This is a genomic window from Embleya sp. NBC_00896, assembly GCF_045207785.1.
Lineage (GTDB): Bacteria > Actinomycetota > Actinomycetes > Streptomycetales > Streptomycetaceae > Embleya.
This window is the reverse complement of the sequence record NZ_CP108776.1, coordinates 6,614,628-6,637,096: the sequence shown is the minus strand read 5'-3', so window position 1 is coordinate 6,637,096 and position 22,469 is coordinate 6,614,628. Positions and strand designations below refer to the sequence as shown.

The 22,469-nt window shown below is 70.7% G+C and carries 8 protein-coding genes; 2 read left to right on the top strand and 6 right to left on the bottom strand.

The features are described 5' to 3' along the window. Positions 1 to 569 precede the first annotated feature (569 nt). Positions 570 to 1,082, top strand: coding sequence for a hypothetical protein (locus tag OG928_RS29600; RefSeq protein WP_406289360.1), 513 nt, complete (start codon positions 570 to 572; stop codon positions 1,080 to 1,082). Between the two features lie 81 nt (positions 1,083 to 1,163). Here OG928_RS29600 and OG928_RS29595 read toward each other — a convergent pair whose 3' ends face one another. Beyond that, positions 1,164 to 2,009, bottom strand: coding sequence for a DUF4097 family beta strand repeat-containing protein (locus tag OG928_RS29595; RefSeq protein ID WP_406289357.1), 846 nt, complete (start codon positions 2,007 to 2,009; stop codon positions 1,164 to 1,166). A 212-nt stretch (positions 2,010 to 2,221) separates the two neighbouring features. Between OG928_RS29595 and OG928_RS29590 the strand changes: the two genes are divergently transcribed. Continuing rightward, positions 2,222 to 2,794 carry an O-methyltransferase gene (locus tag OG928_RS29590; RefSeq protein WP_406289355.1) on the top strand — a complete coding sequence of 191 codons (573 nt, stop codon included), beginning with the start codon at positions 2,222 to 2,224 and terminating at the stop codon, positions 2,792 to 2,794. A 46-nt stretch (positions 2,795 to 2,840) separates the two neighbouring features. On the opposite strand, the gene OG928_RS29585 is transcribed toward OG928_RS29590, so the two are convergent. The 5 genes from OG928_RS29585 to OG928_RS29565 form a co-directional block, all read right to left on the bottom strand. Beyond that, positions 2,841 to 3,611: a thioesterase II family protein gene (locus OG928_RS29585; protein ID WP_406289353.1), complete on the bottom strand. Its 771-nt coding sequence runs from the start codon at positions 3,609 to 3,611 to the stop codon at positions 2,841 to 2,843. A gap of 37 nt (positions 3,612 to 3,648) precedes the next feature. Then, entirely contained in the window at positions 3,649 to 6,948 is a 3,300-nt protein-coding gene (locus OG928_RS29580) for a non-ribosomal peptide synthetase (RefSeq protein WP_406289350.1), read from the bottom strand. Between the two features lie 139 nt (positions 6,949 to 7,087). Beyond that, positions 7,088 to 10,210 (bottom strand): type I polyketide synthase, encoded by a 3,123-nt coding sequence (locus OG928_RS29575; protein ID WP_406289348.1) that lies wholly within the window; start codon positions 10,208 to 10,210, stop codon positions 7,088 to 7,090. Between the two features lie 2 nt (positions 10,211 to 10,212). Further along, positions 10,213 to 16,794, bottom strand: coding sequence for a type I polyketide synthase (locus OG928_RS29570; RefSeq protein ID WP_406289346.1), 6,582 nt, complete (start codon positions 16,792 to 16,794; stop codon positions 10,213 to 10,215). Positions 16,795 to 16,803: 9 nt separating this feature from the next. Beyond that, positions 16,804 to 22,449 carry an SDR family NAD(P)-dependent oxidoreductase gene (locus tag OG928_RS29565; RefSeq protein WP_406289344.1) on the bottom strand — a complete coding sequence of 1,882 codons (5,646 nt, stop codon included), beginning with the start codon at positions 22,447 to 22,449 and terminating at the stop codon, positions 16,804 to 16,806. Positions 22,450 to 22,469: the final 20 nt, after the last annotated feature.

The window sequence follows — 22,469 nt, the reverse complement described above, 5'->3', positions numbered from 1 at the left end:
CGCGCTGCGGGTGTGCCCCGGCCCCGGCCTATGCCGGGCGGAGTCGGTCGGTTCGCCGGCGAGGGCGGCCAGAGCTGCGAGTTCGAGCAGCTCGCGGTCAGGGGCGCTGTCAGCGGCGGCCTGAGCGAGCGGCCGACTCGTTCTACCGAAAGTGACCACGGCCCAGCCGCCATCCGGGCCAATCGTGAGCCCGGAGCGAGCCCGGAGCGAGCCCGGAGCGAGCCCGGATCCCCACGAACCTGCCTGTCGGGCCGGATTCCGACACCCCACACGGATTCCCGGAGCGGTACGCCTGTCCGGACCGGCCCGCGCATGGAGTTCACGTACGCTGCGGTGCTGTTCACCGGCTGCGCTTCGCGTGTGCACACGCTATGGCGTCATTATGGCGCCGTACCGATCCTCCATGGCGAAGGCCACTCGAACTCACCTGTGTCCAGCGGCCCGCCGAAATGCGAATAGCTACAGCCGGCCTATCGAAACAACCCGCGTTCACCTGGACAAAGAGGTCACCTATAAATGTTGGGCCAGGTAGGCGCCGTGCGGCGCAATCAGTGTGCCATCATAATTCCATGGAACTACGGGAGTACGTCGAGGCGCTGCGCGACGAGCTGGTGACAGCCTCTGCAGCAGGAGACGCCGAGACCCGCGCGATTGCCGAGCGACTCGTCGCCCCGCTGGAGTCGGCCGTCCGGCTCACGTTGCTCAAGGTTCTGTCGGCCGCGGCCGACGAGATCACCCGGGACCTGGCACCCGGCTCGGTGGACCTGCGCCTGCGGGGGATGGAACCCAGTTTTGTGGTGACTCCGCCCTCGGGCGACGGCGGCCCCACCGAGGACGCCACGGATGAACCCGGCGACGCTGCGAGCGACTGGCTTGCCGGAGCACCCGGTGGCGCCCGGAGCGGCGCCACGGCCCGGATCAACTTCCGGCCCCCGCAGGAGATGAAGGAAGAGATCGAGAAGGCGGCGTCCAGGCAGGGCATCTCGGTCAACACGTGGATGGTCCGAGCCTCCGCCGCAGCGCTGGCCAACAGCAGGCGAGCCCATCGGGGCAAGCAGCAGTTCAACGGCTGGGTGCAGTAGCCGTCGCGACCGAGCACGACGAGGGTCCCGAAACGGCCGACCCTCGCCACGCCTCCGGCATCCCACTTGAACAGAGCCTCGTCAGGCGCGGTGGATCGTGATGTCTCCGTAGGAGGAGTGCGCCCGCACCTCGATCGATTCCTCGGACGACTTGGCGGCCTGCTCCAGCGTGTTGTGCACGCGCCCGTATCCAGTGGCCAGTTCCAGCTTCGCCGGGCGGTCCGCGCCGATGCCGATCTCCAGGTCACCGCACGCGGTCTTGAGCACGACCGCGCCGCGGGTCACTTCCCCGACCCGGATGCTGCCGTTGGAGGTTTTGGCGTCGGTCATGAGACCCAGGGCGTGGTCGACGGAGATGTCGCCGTTGGAGGCGCGGGCACGGACGTCGCCGGTGACCCTGCCGATTTCAGTGTTGCCGTTGGAGTTCTTGACCCCGACCGCACCGTCGATCTCTCCGATACGGATCCGCCCGGTGGCGGTGCCGACCTCGGCGTCGCCGTCGACTCGACCCACGGTGATGTGGCCTGCCGTGTGCAGGTTCAACGGACCGACATGGTCGAGTCGAACGTTCGCGGCGGATGTCTTGAACGTGAACTCCCCGAGGCGGCCGGAGCAGTACAGGTCTCCCAGTGCCGCTTCCCCACGCACGTGCGAGCCGACAGGCAGCGCGATCGACACATCCACCGAACGGGTGCTTCGGGAGAAGGCCATTGCCGGGAGCTTCGGCCTCGGGGACTTGACCACCAGTACGCCGTCGACGTATTCGACGCTCGTCTGCTCGGCCGCCTTCACGTCCGAGGCGTCGGTCTCGTCGGTCGGCCGTACCTCGACAACGGTGTCGGTCCGGTCCTCGGCGGTGATCTGCACGCCGCCGACATAGATGTCGAGCGTGACGGAGATCGGCTTGGGAGTATCGAAAACAGGCATGGCTGTCCCTTCTGGTTGGTTCAACATACTCAGGCGGTGGAGCGCTGCCGGCCTCGTTTGCCGAACGGACTCACATCCATGGCGCCATTATGGCGCATAGAATGCGCCATCTCAAGTCACTGTGGCGCGGGTTCGCCGGGGCCGGGCAGGCGGAACTCCGTGCGGACGCCACTGCCGGCGGATAGCGTCATGTTCACGGTGAAGGGGGATTCGTGACCATGACAGAACGTGCGGTTCCGCCCCGCGTGGTAGCCGCGGAGCGTGTCGCTGTCGAGGCGGGATTCGAGAAGAGTTGTGTCCCGGAAGTGGGCAGGCTGCTCGGCGTGGCCGCTGCCGCGAAGCCTCACGGGGTCATCGCGGAGAGCGGCACCGGCTCAGGAGTGGGCACTGCCTGGCTGCACAGTGGCCTCGGCGCCGGTGCCCGCCTGGTTACGGTGGAGCGTGACGAGGAGCTGGCGCGTCGAGCGGCCGGTGTCTTCGCGGACGACGACCGTGTCAACATTCTCACCGGGGACTGGCGGCTGCTTGAGCAGCACGCCCCCTTCGACGTCTTCTTCTGCGACGGTGGAGGCAAGCGTGACGACCCCGAGGGGGTCGTCGAGTTGCTTGCTCCCGGTGGCCTTCTCATCCTGGACGACTTCACCCCCTCGCCTCATTGGCCGCCTCGTTTCGGCGGCGAAGTGGATGAGCTCCGCCTGTTCTACCTCACCCATCCAGCCCTGGACGCCACCGAAATACTCACAACACCAGTCAGTTCAACGGTTGTTGCGGCCCGCCGTCTCTAGTGCCGTGATGCGGCGAGTCCGGGTGGCGGGCGTTGGCATTCATGCGTCATGAGGCGGCGTCCGTACGGTACTTGATGTGGCCCAGTACGTCCCTCATGTCCGCCAGCAGCGCCTCCTCCTCGGCTCTGAGGTAGAAGTGCCCACCGGGCAGCACCCGGAGCCGGAAGGCGTCGTTCGTCGTGTCCGCCCAGCCACGCATCTGCTCCGGGGTCACTTCGGAATCGTTGTCACCGGTGTAGCCGTACACCGGGCAGTCGAGCGGAGGCCGGTGGCCACCGGGATAGTCGTCCACCAATCGGTAGTCCGCGCGGACCGCGGGGAGCAACACCTCCCGCAGGCCAGGGTCCGCGAAGACCGGGGCACGGCTCTCGTCGAAGCGCACGACGTCCGCGATGATCTCCTCGTCCGTGCCGAAGAACTGCCGCTGTCCGTCCAGCGCATGCGGCGGACGTCTGCCGGACACACACAACGCGGCCGGCGAACACCCCCGTTCCCGGAGGCGCAGCGCCACCTCATGCGCCACCGATGCCCCCATGCTGTGGCCGAACAGCACCAGCCGATACCGCGTCAGCTCGCCGAGCGCATCGGCTATGTCGTCCGCGAGGGCTTCCAGCCCGGACGGGAACGGATCGCCGAGCCGGTCCTCCCGGCCCGGGTACCGGACAGCGAGCACGCCGACGTCCGAAGGCAGCCCCAGAGGCCAGGTGCGGTATGCGCTCGCCCAGCCGCCGGCGTGGGGGAAGCAGATGAGCTTCGTCCCGCACTCGTCGTCGTCACGGAAGCGGCGTACCCACCGCTCTTCCACCGGACTTCTCATTCAAGGATCCCTCTTCCGCACGCCCGAGACACGTTGCTCAGAGGGCTTCGCCGTCCTTGGTCCTCTTGCGCAGAGCGGGCCTGCTCGACCGGGCGAGGTTCCCCGACATGTCCGACAAACCGATGATGGTGCGCGCCGCGAACAACGTGCGAATGGACACCTCGAGGTTCAACTCCGCCCGGATCAGGCCGACCAGCCTGATCGCCCGCAGCGAGTTCCCACCGAGGTCGAAGAAGTCCTCGTCGATGCCCACCACCCGGTCCAGCTCGAGCACGTCGGCGAACGCCTCGGCCAGCACCCGCTCGGTGCGGTTGCGCGGTGCGCGGTACGACCCGTCACCGAACTCGGGCTCCGGTAGCGACGCCCGGTCCACCCTCCCGCCCGCCGTCACCGGCAGGCGTTCCAGCACCACGAACACCGACGGCACCAGAAACTCCGGCAACCGCCCCGCGGCGAACCGGCGCAGTTCCTCACCCGAGAGGTCGACCCCGCCGCCCGCCGGGACCACGTAGGCCACCAGCCGCTGCTGCCCGGAGGCGTCCTTCCTGACGGCCACCACCGACCGCGCGAGCCCGGGGTGCTCGGACAACGCCTCTTCGGCCTCGGCCGGCTCGACCCGGAGACCCCGTACCTCGGCCTGGACGTCGGCCCGGCCCACGTACTCGAGCCGGCCGTCGGTACCCCACCGCACCCGGTCTCCGGTCCGGTACATGAGCCCGCCGGCCGGACCGAACGGACAGGGCACGAACCGCTCCGCGGTCTGCCCGGGTCGCCCGGACCAACCACGCGCCACGCCGGGCCCGGCCACGTACAGCTCTCCGGTCACGCCGGCGGGGACCGGCGCCAGCCCCGGCCCCAACACAAAGAGGGCGGTGTCGTCCATCGGGCGGCCGATCGCGCCTGCGTGGGGCACCGGTTCGTCCGCCGTCAGGCGGTGGCATGCGGCGAACCCGGTCGTTTCCGTCGGACCGTGAGCGTTGACGATCGTCAGCTCGGGGCAGGCCTCCCGCACCCGGCGCACCGCGGCCGCGGGTACGCGGTCACCACCGGTCCACACCTCGCGCAACCCGGCCATGCACTCGGGGCGTTCCGCCGCGATCGCCGAGAACAGGCCCGCGGGCAGCCACACCGTGGAGATCCGGTGCGCCGCTCGCAACTCGGTGAGCGCATCGACGGCCGGCTTCCCCTGTGGAGCCACCACCACCCGGCCGCCGTTCAGCAGAGGCACCCACAATTCGAGGGGGAGCGCATCGGAGGTGTGCGGCGAATGCCACAGCACGGTGCCGTGACCGCCTTCCCGCCAGTGGCGATCCATGACGAACCGCTGCATGTTCCGGTGCGTCACAGCGACTCCCGTGGCCGCACCGGTCGATCCGGAGCCGTACATCACGGCCAGCAGGTTGTCCGGATGCGACGCGATCGGGACCTCCCGCGCACCGTTGCCGGCATCGTCGGCGGTGTCCGACCGGATGTCGTCGAACACAATCGCCGGCACCTCCAGATCGGCGGAGAGTACTTCGGCTGTCGCCGCATCGGTGAGCAGTACGCGCACCGAGGAATCGCTCACCACCGACCTGATCCGCTCCACCGGGAACGTCGGGTCGATCGGCAGGTAGGCTCCGCCCGCCTTCACCACTCCCAGCAGGGCGACGACCAGGTCCACCGATCGAGGCAGCGCCACCGCGACGACCGCCTCGGGTCCGACGTGTCGACGTCGCAACGCCTCGGCCAGGCGGCTCGACCGCTCGTCCAGCTCCCGGTACGAGACGGCCGAGTCCCCGGACACCACCGCGACGGCATCGGGCGCCCGCTCCACCTGGCGGGCGAACAGCTCCGGAACCGTCAGCCCCGGCACCGGCGCATCCGTGTCGTGAGGTGCCGGCAGCACCCGGTCCCGCTCGGCACCGCTCACCACGTCCAGTGCACCGACCGGCAGTTGCGGATCGGCGGCCATCACGGCCCGGATGTACGCGATCAGCTCCGCGCCGATGAAGCGCAGCTCCGCGCCGGAGTACAGGCCCGCGGGGGCGTCGAGTCGGACGTACAGGTCGCTGTCGGCGCTCCCGTCGGTGTAGACGCCGATCGCCAGTTCGTCGAAGGCCCCGGTCGTCCCGCCGAGGTAGCTCGCCGGGTGGTCGGCGAAGTGGAGTTGCTCCGCGAACTCGACGACGTTCATGACGGCACCGAAACTGCCGCGACCGCTCAGGACCGTTCCGCTCGCGCGCTGGATCTCCGAGTAGTGGCAGGTGGTCTGTCCGAAGATCTCGTACGTCTCGTCCACCACCGCGTCGGCGATCTCGGTGAAGGTCGCGCCGAGCGGAATCCTCACCCGCACCGGCACCACGTTCACCGCCAGACCGGGCGTCCTGCTCGCCGCCCCGACCCGATTGGCCACGGCCAGCGAGAGCAGGAACTCCGGACGATCGCAGCGGTGCCGGAAGAACACCGCCGCGGCCGCGGTCAGCATCGACGACATCCACACACCCATGGACTTCGCGGTCTCGATCCACGTGTCCGCCTCGGCGCGCGGAACGGTCAGCGTTCGGCTCACCATGCCGATGGAGTCGGCCAACTGCCCCCAGCGGTCGACGCTGCCCATCGGTTCGGCGAGCGCGGACCGCGTCGCGTCGGACAGGGCGACGCGCGGAACCTGCGCGGGCGCGGGCGCATCCGTCAGGTAGTCGCGCCAGAACTCCGTGTCCTCGGTGAACTTGGCGGAGGCACCGTACTCCGCTGCCTCGGTTGCGAACGACTCGGCATCCCACGGGTGCGGCAGCTCCGGTACCTTCGACCCCCGCACCAGCGCCGTGTACACCTCGGCGAGGCGGCGCGAGAGCAGGCCGCCCGCGCCGTACCCGTCCGATATGAGGTGGTGGTAGGCGATCACCACGAGCGAACGGGCCGCCGCGAGTTTGACCACACCCAGCCGGAACAGCAGATCGCGCTCCAGGTCGAACGGCTGCTTCACCATGTCGGCCAGCGCTTCGCGCGCCGCCTGCTCGGGATCGGCCTCGGCGCCGAGATCCAGGAAGAACGGTCGCCAGTCCCCCAGTTCCCGGGGCACCAGCCGCAGTCCGCTGCCGTCGTCGACGAAGTTGACGCGCAGCACTTCCGCCTCGTCCAGCACGTGCCGGAATGCGGATTCCATGACCGCCGCGTCCAGTTCACCGTCCACGTCCCACATGGACAGCGCATGGTTCAGCGTGTCGGGAGACATTTTCTGCGCCAGCCACAATCCTTTATGCGCCGACGACGCACCGAACGAACGCACAGGGAACATCCCCTCAGCAAACAGGCCCGGGACCCTCAGGAATTCGCGGATCACCTCCACATTCACGGAAGTGGATCAGCCGGTCAAGACAACGGGTGCCGGGACGGGCCACGCCGCTGTCGAACCAGTGCCTGGCGCGGCACTGGCGGTGTCCCGCCGACGGGACGGTCCCGCGGGGCGAAGAAGCGTCCGGAACACGGTGGGATCACTGCGGATCGCGGCCGGCCATGGCGGACATGATGTGCCCGGCGATCAGTCTCGGTGTCGGGTGCCGCAGCGCCAGGTTCGCCCTCAGCTTGAGTCCGGTCATCGCGGCCAGGCGTTTGCTCAGCTCCACCGACAGCAGCGAGTCGAATCCGATCTCCTTGAACTCCTGATCGGGGTCGATCGTCTCAGTGGAGGGGTGTCCGAGCACGACGGCGACCCTCTTGAGGACGTGGTCCAGCACGAGTGCCTTCGCGTCACTGTCGGGGAGGGTGGCGAGCATGTCCGACAGGGGAACGGCGTGGTCGTCGTCTGCGGGCGGTTCCGTCGAGGGCGCCTCCGCCGCCGCCGCGGCGTGCGAGGAGTTCAGCCAGTACCGCTGCCGCCGGAACGCGTACGTCGGCAGATCCACCCGCCGCCGCGACCCGAACAGGGCACCCCAGTCCACGGCCCCGCCGTGGACGTGCAGCCGGGCCAGCGAGCCGACCACGGCCTCGACCTCTCCCCGATCCCGCCGCGACGACGACAGGACCAGCGCGTCGTCCACGTCCTCGACCATCTCCTGCACCGGGACGGTCAGAACGGGGTGCGGGCTCATCTCGATGAACGCCCGGAAACCGTCGTCGACCAACCGCCGGACGGAAGATTCGAAGAGAACTTTCTCGCGCAGATTGTTGTACCAGTAATCGCCGTTCAGCTCTGCGGTATCGATTGTTTCGCCGTACAGGGTCGAGTAGAAGGGAAGTGTCGAGGTTTTCGGGCTCACGTCGGACAACGATCCGATCACCTGGTCGCGGACCCGGGTCACCTGGTGTGAATGCGAGGCGTAATCAACCGAGATTCTCCGCGCCTGAACGCCTTCGGCCGTCATCTTCTCGACGAATTCGTCGAGTGCGTCCGGCTCCCCGGACACCACCACCGAGCGGGGTCCGTTGACAACGGCGACGCTCACCCGGTCGTTCCACGGAGTCAGACGTGCCGCCACGAGATCCGCGGACTCCGTGACCGACGCCATCCCGCCGTGACCGATCAACCCCACCAGAGCCTTGCTGCGGAGCGCCACGATTTTGGCGGCGTCGCGCAACGACAACGCACCGCATACGTAGGCGGCGGCTATCTCGCCCTGGCTGTGCCCCACCACCGCGGCCGGTTCCACACCCCAGGACCGCCACAGGGCGGCCATGGACACCATCACCGAGAACAACGCCGGCTGAACCACATCCACCCGGTCCGGCGTCGGCGCCCCCTCCACGCCGCGCACCACGTCGAGCAGCGACCAGTCGACCCACTCGGCCAAAGCGGCCGCGCACTCGTCGAGGGTCTGCGCGAAGACCGGGAAGGTGTCGTACAGTTGCCGGCCCATACCGACCCACTGCGACCCCTGCCCCGGGAACATGAACACGACACCACCAAGGTTCCCGGCGACACCACGCACCACCCCGGCGGACTCCGCGCCGTCGCTCAGCGACGCCAAACCGCTCAGCAACTCGTCCCGACCGCGACCCAGCACCACCGCACGATGCTCGAACCGCGACCGGCTCGACAGCAACGACCAACCGATGTCGGCGACATCCGCGTCCGGCTCGGCAGCGGCGAAATCGCGCAGCCTGCCCGCCTGCCGCCGCACGGCCGCCGCGCTCTTGCCCGACACCACCCACGGCACCAGCCCGCCGACGACGCCCGAGTCCGGACCGCGCTCGTCCGTCCGCGCCGGCGGCGGCGGTTCCTCTTCCAGGATCACGTGCGCGTTGGTGCCGCTGACTCCGAACGACGACACCCCGGCCCGCCGCGGACCGTCCGCCCGGGTCCACTCACGCCCCTCCACCAGCAGTTCGAGCGCACCGGAGGACCAGTCCACGTGCCGTGAGGGCGTATCCACGTGCAGGGTCTTCGGCAGGAAGCCGTGACGCATGGCCATCACCATCTTGATCACCCCGGCGACGCCGGCGGCGGCCTGGGCGTGACCGATGTTCGACTTCATGGACCCCAGCCAAAGCGGCCTGTCCTGGGCCCGGTCCCGCCCGTAGGTCGCCAGCAGAGCACCTGCCTCGATGGGGTCCCCCAGCACGGTTCCGGTGCCGTGGGCTTCGACCGCGTCCACCTCGGCGGCCACGACCCCCGCGTTCGCCAGTGCCTGCCGGATCACCTTCTCCTGGGCTCGGCCGTTGGGAGCGGTCAACCCGTTGCTGGCCCCGTCCTGGTTCACCGCGGTACCGCGAACGACGGCCAGCACCGGGTGGCCGTTGCGGCGGGCGTCGGACAACCGCTCCAGCAGCAGCACACCCACCCCCTCGGCCCAGCCGGTCCCGTCCGCGTCGTCCGCGAAGGACTTGCACCGGCCATCGGCCGACAGACCGCGCTGCCGGGAGAACTCCACGAAGATCGCGGGCGTCGACAGCACCGACACCCCGCCCGCCAGCGCGAGCGAGCATTCCCCCGAACGCAGTGACTGCATCGCCAGGTGCAGGGCCACCAGCGACGACGAACACGCCGTGTCCACGGTCACCGCCGGCCCGGTCAACCCCAGTTCGTACGCCACCCGGCCGGACGCGACGCTCAGCGCGCTCCCGTGCATCAGGTAGCCCTCCAGTTCGTGCTTGCTCCCCTCGAAGAAGCGCGACCCGTACTCGGACGAGCTCACCCCGGTGAAGACGGCGACGTCGGCCCCGCGCACATCGGCGGGAACGATGCCTGCCCGCTCGAAGACCTCCCACGACGTCTGCAGCAACAGGCGCTGCTGCGGATCGATCGCCAACGCCTCACGCGGACTGATGCCGAAGAAATCCGCGTCGAAATCGGCCACGTCCGTCAGGAATCCCGCGTGCCGCACGTACGAGCTGCCGGCCGTGTCGGGGTCCGGGTCGTACAGATCCCGCCACCCGCGGTCTCCCGGGAACTCGTTCACCGCGTCCACGCCGCCGCGGATCATGTCCCACAGCTCCTCGGGCGAGGACACTCCTCCCGGGTAGCGGCACGACATGGCCACCACGGCGATCGGCTCGCCGCGGCCGGCCTTCAGGGCGTCGTTCTCCTGCCGGAGGCGGTCGCGCTCCTCCAACAGCGTGCGGAGCGCCCGCTCGACCCGGCCCGCGCCATCCGCTGTGCGATCCGCGGAGTTGTCCATGGTCACTTGCCCCTCTCATGCAGAGCCAGGTCGACGAGTGCTTCCAAGTCCATGACCGCCAGTTCGCCCGCGTCCGCGTCCGGCGGCTGCCCGTCGGCGTCCGACCGAGACGGGTCGGCGCACGCCAGCACGAGCTCCAAGATGCCCGCGCTCCGCAGCCTGTCGATCGGGACGTTCCGCAGCACTTCGCGGATCTCCGCGTCCTCGGCCGAGCCTGTCCGCGCCGCCGGACGCAGCAGGCCGCATACGTGCCGACCCAGCTCGCGCGGTGTCGGGTAGCTGAAGACCAGGGTGGACGGCAGGCGCAGTCCGGTCGAGGAAGCCAGGCGGTTGCAGAGTTCGACCGAGGTCAGCGAGTCGAATCCGAGGTGGGTGAACGCCTGGTCGGCGTCGACGGCCGCGCCGGCCGGGTGTCCGAGCACGATGGCGACCTGGTCGCGGACCCAGTCCAGCACGGCCGCCTCCGCCTCGCCCTCCGACAGGGTGACCAGCCGGGCGGGCAGGCCGAGGGGGCCGCCGTCCCCGGTCGTGCTCGCCCTGTTCCGCAGTGGACGACCGCCGTCGACGAGGCCGCGCAGGAGGAGCGGCAGCTCGTCACCGGTCTTGTTCCGCAGCGCGGAGACGTCCACCCGAGCCGGGATGAGGACCGGCTTGTCGATCGCGCACGCCGAGTCGAACAGGGCCAGTGCCTCGGGGGTCGGCATCTCGGCGATGCCCATCCGCCGGATCCGGGAGAGGTCGACCTGGTCCAGGTCCTCGGTCATGCCGCTGCGCTGCTCCCACCAGCCCCAGCACAGCGAGGTGCCGACCAGGCCGGACGCCCTGCGCTGCGCCGCCAAGCCGTCCAGGAACCCGTTCGCCGCGGCGTAGTTGGCCTGTCCTCCGGTGCCGAGCGTGCCCGCGAGGGCGGAGAACAGGATGAACGCCGTCAGGGTGTGTTCCCTGGTCAGCTCGTGCAGGTTGACCGCACCGCCGACCTTGGCGCGCAACACGTGGTCGAGGCTGTCCGCGGTCAGCGACTCGACCGTGCCGTCCGCGAGCCCACCCGCCGCGTGCACGACCGCCGTCAGCGGGTACTCGGGGGGCATGTCCGCGATCAAGTCCGCCACGGCGGCCCGGTCCGCGACATCGCACTCCACGACTCTGACAACCGCGCCTGCCCCCGCCAGATCCGAAAGCAGTTCGGCGGCCCCGTCGGCCGCCATTCCCCGACGGCTCGCCAGCACCAGACTCCGCACACCGTGTTCGGCGACGAGGTGCCGAGCCACCAGCGAACCCACTCCCCCGGTCCCGCCGGTGACCAGCACGGTCCCACCGCCGAAGCCGTCGCCCAGCTCGAGGACCAGCTTCCCGATGTGCCGGCCCTGGCTCATCTCGCGGAATGCCTTGCGCGCGTCGCGGATGTTCCGAACGGAGATCGGGTTCGGGCGCACCCGCCCGTCGGCGAACAGCTCCATGACGGCCCGGAGCATCTCGTTGATCAGGTCCGGACCTGCCTCGTAGAGGTCGAAGGCCTGGTAGTCGACTCCGGGATGATCGGCCGCCACCTGCCGGGGATCGCGGATGTCCGTCTTCCCCATCTCGATGAAGCTCCCGCCCTCGGGGAGCAGCGTCAGCGAGGCGTCGACGAAGGTGTGCGCGAGGGAGTTCAGCACGACATCCATGCCGCGACCGCCCGAGGAGTCCAGGAACTTCTCCGCGAACTCCAGATCGCGCGACGACGCCAGGTGCTCGTCGTCCAGTCCCAGACCGCGCAGGGTGGGCCACTTGGCCGGGCTCGCGGTGCCGTATATCTCGGCGCCGACGTGTTTCGCCAGTTGAACGGCGGCCATCCCGACCCCGCCCGCCGCGGCGTGGATGAGAATCCGTTGCCCCTTCTCGAGCTTCCTCAGGTGGAAGAGCGCGTAGTAGGCGGTGAGGTAGGCGCCCGGCACGGACGCCGCCTCGGCGTAGCTCCACCCGTCGGGGATGGGCATGAGCATGCGGTGATCCGCCACGGCCACGCGGCCGAAGGCGCCGGTGAAGATGCCCGTCACCCGGTCGCCCGGCGAAAGACCTGTCACGTCGTCCGCCACCTCCAGCACGGTTCCGGCGCCCTCGCTGCCGATGCCGTCGTCGATGGCTGTTCTGTCCACCAGTCCCAGGGCGATCGTGACGTCGCGGAAGTTGAGCCCCGCGGCGAGCACGGAGATACGAACCTGCCCGCTCGTGAGGGGCTCTTCCACCTCGGGGCAGGGAACCCAGGTCAGGTTCTCCAGCGTCCCCTTGGTCGGGATGCCCAGCCGGTGCGCGCCGATCGCCGGTGGCTCGATCCGGTTGTTCGCCGGTGGGGTCGGCGTCATGCGGGGGGCGAGGTACGCGCCGCCGCGCAGTGCCAGTTGGGCTTCACCGATGGCGAGCGCGTCCGGGAAGCGTGCCCAGGATGTTTCCTCGTCGTCGACGTCCACCAGCCGGAACCTGCCGGGGTGCTCTGTCTGGGCGGACCGGATCAGACCCCACACGGACGCGCCGGCGAGGCTTTCGACGCTCTCCCCGCCACCGGTGTCGAGGGCCAGGCGGGTGAGTACCACCAGCGTGGATCCGGCGAGCCGCTCCTCGGCGAGGAACCGCTGGATCCAGTCCAGCACGCGCGCGTCCGCGCCGCCGACCACGGCGAACAGATCGGGGTCGGCGGCGACGAAGTCGTCCAGGCACAGGACGATGTGTCGGGGTGCCTCCCCCGCGAGGACCTCGTCCATGGACTCGTGGAACACGGCACTCTCGTCACCCACTTCGGAGAGTCGAGAGGCCAGGCCGTTCTTCGCACCGAGCACGCCCCACGGCCCGCGGTGGGTTTCCCGCTTGTTCTGCCGGACCGGTCGCCATTCCAGTTCGAACAACGACTGCTCGTGCCCGCCGCGCACCGAGCGCAGTTGCTCGGCACTCGCCGGTCGGAACGTCAACGCCTCGACGTGAGCGATCTCGCGGCCGTGCTCGTCGGCGATCGCCACGGACACGACGCCGTCGCCGGCCGGGGAGATGCGGACCTTCACGCTCGGGCCGCACTCCCCGACCTGGTTCACCCCGGACCACGAGAAGGGCATCCAACCCTGGCCGCCGGCCACGTCGATGACCCCGCCGGCCACCACCGCGTGCAGCGCGCAGTCGATCAGCGCCGGGTGCAGTGCGAACCCGCCGGCGGCCGAGCCCTCGGCGGTCACCGGCAGCGTGGCCAGCGCGAAGAGGTCGTCACCGCGCTGCCACACTTCCCGCAGCCCGCGGAAGGTCGGACCGTAGACGAAACCCGCGTCCGCGAAGGAGTCGTAGAGACCGTCGACATCGAGCCGCCGCGCCCCGACCGGTGGCCACACGGCAAGTGATGGCGCGTCATCGGTCTCCGCGGTCGTCCGCGGTGCGCTCGGTGCGCTCGGTGCCAGACTCCCCGTCGCGTGACGGGTCCAGCCGCCCACCGTTCGGCCGTCTGCGCCGGGGCGCGAGTACACGTCCAGGGAGCGGTGTCCCGTCTCGTCCGCCGCACCGACGACGACCCGCACCTGCACGTCGCCCGAGCCGGGAAGAATCAGCGGAACCTCCAAGGAGAGTTCCTCGATCGCGGCGCAGCCGACGAAGTCGCCCACCGACAGGGCCAGGTCCAGGTAGGCCGTCGCCGGTACGACCACCGCGCCGAACACGGCGTGGTCGGCCAGCCAGTCGTGGGTCCGCAGGGACCACAGGTCGGTGAACACCACCTCGTCGGTGCCGGGGTGGTCCACCACGGCGCCCAGCAACGGGTGTTCCGGAGCCGAAAGCCCGGCGGAGGCCACGTCCGCCGACCCCATCCCGGCCAGGAAGTCCAGCCAGTACCGCTGCCGCTGGAACGCGTACGTCGGCAGATCCACCCGCCGCCGCGCCCCGAACAGGGCACCCCAGTCCACGATCCCGCCCCGGACGTGCAGTTGGGCCAGCGAGCCGATCAGCGCCTCCACCGCCCCGCGACCTCGCCGCGACGACGACAGGACCAGCGCGTCGTCCACGCCCTCGCCGGCGAACGCCTCCTTGGTGATGCTCGCGAGAGTCGCTCCCGGCCCCACTTCGAGGAAGACGTTCGCCCCGGCCGCACGGGCGCACTCCACCGCGTCGAAGAAGCGAACGGGTTCGCGGACGTGGTTCACCCAGTGCGCGACGGACGTCAACTCCTCGGGCGTGGCCTCGCGGCCCGACCTGGTCGAGACGACCGGGATCGACATGCGGCCCGCGGGGAGCTCACCGATCGATCCCGCGAACTCGTCCAGGATCGGTTCCATGAGCGGGGAGTGGAACGCGTGGTCGACTTCGAGCAGTTTCGCCGACGTGCCGCCGGCGACGAGCCGGTCCCGGAGTTCGTGTACCTCGTCGCGGCTGCCCGAGACCACCACCGATTCCGGCCCGTTGACAGCGGCGATACCGACGCGGTCGTACCGGTCGAGCAGCGCGCTCACTTCTTCTTCCGAGGCGCGTACCGCCAGCATGGCGCCCTGCTCGCCGACCGTCTGCATGACCCGTCCGCGAGCGGCCACGAGCCGCGTCGCGCTGTCCAGGTCGAGGACTCCGGACACGTGAGCGGCGGCGATCTCGCCGACCGAGTGACCGATCAGGTGGTTCGGCTGCCGGTGGTACCGCGTCATGATCCGGTACAGGCCGACCTGTAGGGCGAACAACGCCGGCTGCGCGATGTCCGTGCGATCGGCTCGGCGTGCCGCGGGCTCGTCGGAGAGGAGCAGGGGCTTCAGGGCGAAGGGGAGGTGTGCGTCGAAGCGTGCACAGGTCTCGTCGAGGCTCTGCGCGAAGACGGGGAAGGTGTCGTACAACTGCCTTGCCACACCGGCCCATTGCGAGCCCTGCCCCGGGAACATGAAGACGACACCGCCGAGTTCCCCGGCGACACCACGCACGAGCCCGGCGGACTCCGCGCCGTCGCTCAGCGACGCCAGGCCGCTCAGCAACTCGTCCCGGTCACGGCCCAGCACCACCGCACGATGCTCGAACCGCGACCGGCTCGACACCAACGACCACCCGACGTCGGCGACATCCAGGTCCGCGTCGGCGGCGGCGAAATCGCGCAGCTTCTGCGCCTGCGCCCGCAGCGCCGCCGCCGACCGCGCCGACACGACCCACGGCACCAACCCGCCGGCACCGCCGGGCACTTGATCGGTGGCGTCGGGCACCGTCTCTTCCTCGGGCGCCTCCTCCAGGATCACGTGCGCGTTGGTGCCGCTGGCCCCGAAGGCGGACACGCCCGCCCGCCGGGGCCGTCCCGGTGCGCCGGGCCACTCCCTCGCCTCGGTCAGCAGCTCCACCGCCCCCGCCGACCAGTCCACGTGCGTCGACGGGCGGTCCACGTGCAATGTCTTGGGCATCACTCCGTGCCGCATCGCCATGATCATCTTGATCATCCCGCCGACGCCCGCGGCGGCCTGCGCGTGGCTGATGTTCGACTTCAACGACCCGAGCCACAGCGGCCGACCGGGGTCCCGGTCCTGCCCGTAGGTGGCCAGCACCGCCTGCGCCTCGATCGGATCGCCCAGCGTCGTACCGGTCCCGTGGGCCTCCATCACGTCCACATCGCTCGCCTGTACCCGGGAGTTCGCCAACGCCGCCCGGATCACCCGCTGCTGGGCCGGCCCGCTCGGCGCGGTCATCCCGTTGGACGCCCCGTCCTGGTTGATCGCCGAGCCCCGGATCACCGCCCAGATCCGACGCCCGTTGCGCCGCGCGTCCGACAACCGTTCGAGGACCAGGACCCCGACGCCCTCGGCGAAGCCGGTGCCGTCCGCCGCGTCGGCGAACGCCTTGCATCGGCCGTCCACCGCCAGACCCCGCTGCCGCGACATCTCCCGGAACACCTGCGTCGTCCCCATGACGGTGACGCCCCCGGCCAGGGTCAGCGCGCATTCGCCCTGGCGCAGCGACTGCACCGCCTGGTGCACCGCCACCAACGACGACGAGCACGCGGTGTCGGTCGACACCGCCGGGCCCTCCAGGCCCAGCGCGTACGCCACGCGACCGGACGCCACACTCAACAGGGAACCGGTCTGCCCATAGCCCGAGATGGTCTCGGGGGTGACGAAGTGGTTCCCGTACCCGAAGTACGCCAGACCGGCGAAGACGCCGGTGTCGCTGCCGCGCAGGGTATGCGGGTCGATACCGGCCCGTTCCAGGGACTCCCACGAGGTTTCGAGCAGCAACCGGTGTTGCGGGTCGGCGGCCAGCGCCTCGCGCGGGTTGATCCCGAAGAACTCGGCGTCGAAGTCACCCGCGTCGTGCAGGAACCCACCGGAGCGCGTGTTACAGGTACCCGGCCGATCCGGGTCCGGGTCGTACAGGGCCTCCAGGTCCCAGTGGCGGTCGTCCGGGAAGTCCGACACCGCGTCCCCGCCCGCCCGCAACAGCTCCCACAACGCCTCCGGGGACGCCACCCCACCCGGGAAACGGCAGGCGAGACCCACGATCGCGATGGGCTCGGCAGCGGCCTCCGTCAGCTCGTTCAGGCGCCGGCGTGTTTCGATCAGCTCGATCGACGTCCGCTTGAGGTAGTCGAGAACATCGGCGTTGTTGTCGTTTGTCATCGCGCTCCCCTAGCCGAGCTCTTTGTCCAGCAGCGAGAGAAGCTCGCCGGCTGATGCCGAACTGATCCGGTCGACGATGCCGACCGGTGATCCATCGCTCACCATCGAACGGACGCGGCCCTGCAGTTCGCCGAGCAGCGTGGAAATGGTGGCCTTGTCCCGGTCCGCGAGTTCGAGGAACGCGTCCTCCAGCCGGGCGCCCAGTCCTTCGATCTCCTTGGTCAGGCGATCGGCCGGGGATTGCGGGTCGGCGGCGGAGTCGGGGTTGACACCCGCGTTCAGGAACCGCGCGAGGGCGCTCGGGTTCGGGTGGTCGAACGCGAGCGTGGCGGACAACTTCAAGCCGGTCAGCGCCGCCAGCTTGTTCCGCAGCTCCAGCGCCATGAGCGAATCGATCCCCAGGTCCCGGAAGGCCACGGCGGGACCGACTCTCCCGGTGTCGGCGTGGCCGAGGACGATCGCGGTCTGCGCCCGAACGGCGTCGAGCAACAGCACCTCCGCGTCGGCCCGCGGCAGCGACCGCACCTGCTGCGCGATTCCGACGTCGGTGACCTCCCGGCTCGCCGAGCCGCCGGGTCCGGCAGGTGTCCCGATCAGACCGCGCAGGAGCGGCGAGACCACCCGGCCGGCACTGGGCGCGCCCGGTGCCGGGAGATGCAGCCGCGCGGGCACCAGCACCGGCTCGTCCCGCGAGATCGCCGCGTCGAAGAGCGCGAGCCCCTCGTGCGACGACATCGGCTGCACGCCCTGCCGTTGCAGGCGCACGATGTCCGCCTCGCCGAGGTCGGCGCCGCCCTCGGTGCGTTCCGCCCAGTAACCCCAGCACAGCGAGCCGGCGGCCAGCCCCGCGGCCCGACGGGCTTCCGCCAGCCCGTTGAGGAACGCGTTGGCCGCCGCGTAGTTGGCCTGCCCGGCGGTCCCGAGCACGCTCGCGATCGAGGAGAACAACACGAACGCGGACAGATTCAGGTGCTTGGTCAGCTCGTGCAAGTGCCAGGCGCCGTGCGCCTTCGGCGCCAGTACCGCGTCCACGCGGTCCTCGGTCAACGCCTCGACGACCCCGTCGTCCAGCACGGCCGCGCAGTGGATCACCGCCGTCAGCGGGTGTTCGTCCGGCACCGCGGCGATCAGCTCGGCGACGGACGCGCGGCTGGTGACGTCGCAGGCCACGACCTCGACCTGCGCCCCCGCCGCGGTCAACTCCTCCCGCAGCCCTGCCGCCGCCGGAGCCGCCGGCCCGCGCCTGCCGGCCAGCACCAACCGACGCACCCCGTGCCGCTCCACGAGGTGCCGGGCCAGCATCGCCCCCAGGCCGCTGGTACCGCCCGTGATCAGCACCGTCCCGGACCCGAGACCGGGACCGTCCTCCGCCCCGCCGAGGGGCCCGCGATTGGCGGACGCGCCGGGGGCGTGGGCCAGTTGCGGGGTGGTCACGATGCCGGCGCGGATCTTGAGCTGGGGTTCTCCGGTTGCGGCCGCCGCCGGGATGCCCGCCCACGAAGCGGGCCGGCCGTCCGTGTCCACGAGCGTGAACCGGCCCGGGTTCTCGGTCTGCGCGGTGCGCACGAATCCCCAGATCGCCGCCGCCGCGGGGTCGGGGTGGGGAACCTGGTCGTCGAGCATCGCCTCCCGCGTCACGATGACCAGGCGTGAGTCGGCGAACCGGTCGTCGGAGAGCCAGCTCTGTGTCCACCGCAGCACACGGTGGAGGTTCCGCTCGACGACGGCGGGGGTGTCGCCGACGTCCGCGCCCGCCCGATCGATGCCGGCGATGACGACAGGGGGTATCGCCCGACCGGAGGCAGCGAGTTCTTCGAGGTCGGTGTAGACCGCTTCGCCCTGTCCCGGGGATGCGGTGACCGCGTCGGGCGCTCCCAGCACCGCGTAGCGACCTGCGGCTTCCCCGGATGGGACCGAGAGGGGAACCCAGTCCACCCGGAACAGCGAGTCCTGGTGGTCGAAGCTCAGCTCGGTGAGCTTCCCGATGTCCGCGGGCCGCAGGCTCAGCGAATCGACGCCGCCGACAGGTGCTCCGTTGTGATCCGCGATGGCCACGGACAGCGTGTTCTCCCCTGCGGGCGCGAGGCGGACGCGCAGCACGGTCGGCTCGGCGGAGTTCAGCCGGATCCCCGTCCAGCGGAACGGCAGCCAGCCCTCGGGCCGGGAGTTGTCGACGATCCGCCCCAGGCCGATCGGGAGCAACGCGGCGTGGAGCAACGCCGGATGGATCCGGAACCGGCCCGGCTCCGCGCCGTCGGGCGCGGGCAGCTCCACCTCCGCGAAGAGGGCGTCGTCACGGCGCCACACCTCCTTCAGACCGCGGAACAGGGGCCCGAGGCCGAACCCGAGGGCGGACAACCTGGCGTACTCGTCCTCGAAGGGCACGCGGACCGCGCCCGCGGGAGGCCACGGGACGAGGCCGTCCTCCCGACGGGTTCCTCCGGTGTCGGAGCCGACGACCCCGACGGCGTTGCGTGTCCACTCGGGTTCGCCCTCACTCCGTGAGTGCACGCTGATCACCCGCTTGCCGTCGATCACGACGCGGATCTCGCGATCGGCCGTACGGGACAGCACCAACGGTGTCTCCAGGGTGAGTTCGTCGACGACGTCGCACCCCGCCTTGCGCGCCGCCCACACCGCCAGCTCCACCAACACCGTTCCCGGCACCAGCACGGCGCCGTGGACCACGTGGTCGGCGAGCCACGGGTGGCGCCGCAGCGACAAACGCCCGCTGCCCACCACTCCACCGTGCTCTCCGTCATCGGGCAGATCGATCACGGCGTCGAGGAGCGGGTGGTCCGACGTGCTCTCGGTGGTGCTCTCGTTGGGTGTGTTCAGCCAGTAGCGCTGCCGCTGGAAGGCATACGTGGGCAACTCGACCCATCGGCCGTCCCATCCCGGGAACGCCGCCTCCCACGACACCGGGACGCCCGCCACGAAGGCCTCGGCCGCCGACCGGTACAACCGCGCCGGACTGCCGTCGCCGCGGCGCAGCGAACCCACCACCACCCCGCCGGCACCGGGGGTGCTGTCGAGCATGTCCCGGATGTTGATCGTGAGCAGCGGGTGCGCGCTGACCTCGATGAACGCGCCGTGCTCCCGTTCGAGCAGGCTCCTCATGGCGGCTTCGAACCGGACCGGTTCCCGCATGTTGCGGAACCAGTAGGCCGCGTCCAGTTCCGCGGTGTCGATCAGCCCACCGGTCACCGTCGAGTGGAACGCCACCGGCGAGGACACGGGGGTGATCCGGCCCAGCTCGTCCCGGAGCCGGTCCTCGAACTGGTCCATCAGCGGCGAGTGCCCGGGAACGCTCGCCGGGATCCAGCGCGCGCGAATGCCCTCGGATTCGCAGATCGCGACCAGTTCCCTGACCGCCGAGGCCTCGCCCGAGACGGTCGTCGAGTACGGTCCGTTGATCGCGGCGATCGCGACCCGGGACTCCCACGGCTCCAGCAGCTTCCGCACCCGCTCCTGGGGCGCCACGATCCCGGCCATGCCGCCGTTCTGGGTGGTCGTGGCCAGCATTCGGGACCGCACGGCCACGATCTTGGCCGCGTCCGCCAGTGTCAGGGCGCCCGCGGCGCAGGCCGCGGCGATCTCACCCTGGGAGTGACCGATCACCGCGTCGGGTGTCACCCCCAGCGAACGCCACACCCGCGCCAGCGACACCATCACCGCGAACAGCACCGGCTGGACGACGTCGATCCGATCCAGGTCCGCCGCCTCCGGCCCCCCGCGCACGGTGTCGATCAACGACCAGGACACCCACGGTTCCAGCGCTTCCGCGCATGCGCGCATCTGCTCGGCGAAGACCGGGCTCGACTCCCACAACTCCCGCCCCATCCCCACCCATTGCGACCCCTGGCCCGGGAACACGAACACCGTCCGGCCCACCGGCTTCGCGACGCCGGAAACCACACCGGCGGGGCTCCTGGCCCCCTCGGCCACGGTGGCCAGACCGGCGAGCAGCTCGTCCCGGTCCGCACCGATCACCACCCGGCGGTGCTCGAACAGCGATCGCGTCGCCACCAGCGAATACCCCACCCCCGCGACCGGCAGGTCCGGGTCCGCGGCCACGCTGTCCCGCAGCCGCAGCGCCTGCTCCCGCAGCGCCTCCGCCGACCGCCCCGACAGCACCCACGGCACCGCCCCGGAGACACCGGTGGACACCCGACCGGTGGCGGAGTCCGCGGCCGGACGGGCCGCGGCCTCCGCCGTCTCGGGTGCCTCGGACGCTTCGGGTGCCTCGGGTGCCTCGGGTGCCTCGGGTGCCTCCTCGAGGATGAGGTGCGCGTTCGTGCCGCTGACCCCGAAGGACGACACGCCCGCGCGCCGGGGCCGCCCCGGCGCGCCGGCCCACTCCCGGGCCTCGGTCAGCAGCTCCACCGCCCCGGCCGACCAGTCGACGTGCGGGGTCGGGCGGTCCACGTGCAACGTCTTGGGCAGCACCCCGTGGCGCATCGCCATGATCATCTTGATCATCCCGCCGACGCCCGCGGCCGCCTGCGTGTGGCCGATGTTCGACTTCAGCGAGCCCAGCCACAGCGGGCTGCCGGGGTCCCGGTCCTGCCCGTAGGTGGCCAGCAGCGCCTCCGCCTCGATGGGGTCGCCCAGCTTCGTGCCGGTCCCGTGCGCCTCCACCGCGTCCACCTCGCCGAGCGACAGCCCGGCATCGGCCACGGCTGCTCGAATGACCTTCTGCTGCGCCAGTTCGCTCGGCGCGGTCAACCCGTTGGACGCCCCGTCCTGGTTGATCGCCGAGCCCCGGATCACCGCCAGGATCCGGCGCCCGTTGCGCCGCGCGTCCGACAACCGCTCCAGGACCAGCACGCCCGCGCCCTCGCCCCAGCCGGTTCCGTCGGCCGCCTCCGAGAACGACTTGCACCGCCCGTCGGCCGACAGACCCCGCTGCCGGGCGACCTCCACGAACATCCCCGGGGTCGGCAGCGCCGACACCCCACCGGCCAACGCCAACGTGCACTCCCCGGAACGCAGGGACCGCACGGCCTGGTGGACGGCGACCAGCGACGCCGAGCACGCGGTGTCCAGCGACACCGCGGGACCTTCCAGACCCAGCACGTACGCCACCCGGCCCGAGGCCACGCTGGTGTACGTCCCCGCGATCGCGAAACCCTCCACGTCGGCGGCTGCCCCGCCGCCCATCCGCGGGCCGTAGTCGACCCCGTAGATCCCGGTGAACACCCCGGTCGCCGAACCCCGCAGCCCGGTCGGGTCGATACCCGCCCGTTCCAGCGCTTCCCACGACGTCTCCAGCATCAACCGCTGCTGGGGATCCATCGCCAGCGCCTCGCGCGGGCTGATTCCGAAGAACGACGCGTCGAACTCCGCGAGATCGGGCAGGAATCCACCCGAGCGCGTGTACGTCTTCCCGCGCGCCTCGGGGTCCGGGTCGTACAGGGCCTCCACGTCCCACCCGCGATCCGGCGGGAAGTCGCCCATCGCGTCCACGCCGCCGGACACCACGTCCCACAGCCCTTCGGGGGAGATCACCCCACCCGGGAAGCGACACCCCACACCCACGACCGCGATGGGCTCGCGAGCGGACTCCTCCAGTTCGCGCACCCGCTCGCGCAGGGCCTGCGCATCGCCGACGGCGCGTCGCAGGTAGGACCGGAGCTTGTCGACATCCTCCACCAGGGCCTCCCCCAACAGTT

Excerpts from the sequence above, each read along its gene's own strand:
- OG928_RS29600 (WP_406289360.1), top strand. The coding sequence starts at position 570 with ATGGAACTACGGGAGTACGTCGAGGCGCTGCGCGACGAGCTGGTGACA.
- OG928_RS29595 (WP_406289357.1), bottom strand. The coding sequence starts at position 2,009 with ATGCCTGTTTTCGATACTCCCAAGCCGATCTCCGTCACGCTCGACATC.
- OG928_RS29585 (WP_406289353.1), bottom strand. The coding sequence starts at position 3,611 with ATGAGAAGTCCGGTGGAAGAGCGGTGGGTACGCCGCTTCCGTGACGAC.
- OG928_RS29575 (WP_406289348.1), bottom strand. The coding sequence starts at position 10,210 with ATGGACAACTCCGCGGATCGCACAGCGGATGGCGCGGGCCGGGTCGAG.
- OG928_RS29570 (WP_406289346.1), bottom strand. The coding sequence starts at position 16,794 with ATGACAAACGACAACAACGCCGATGTTCTCGACTACCTCAAGCGGACG.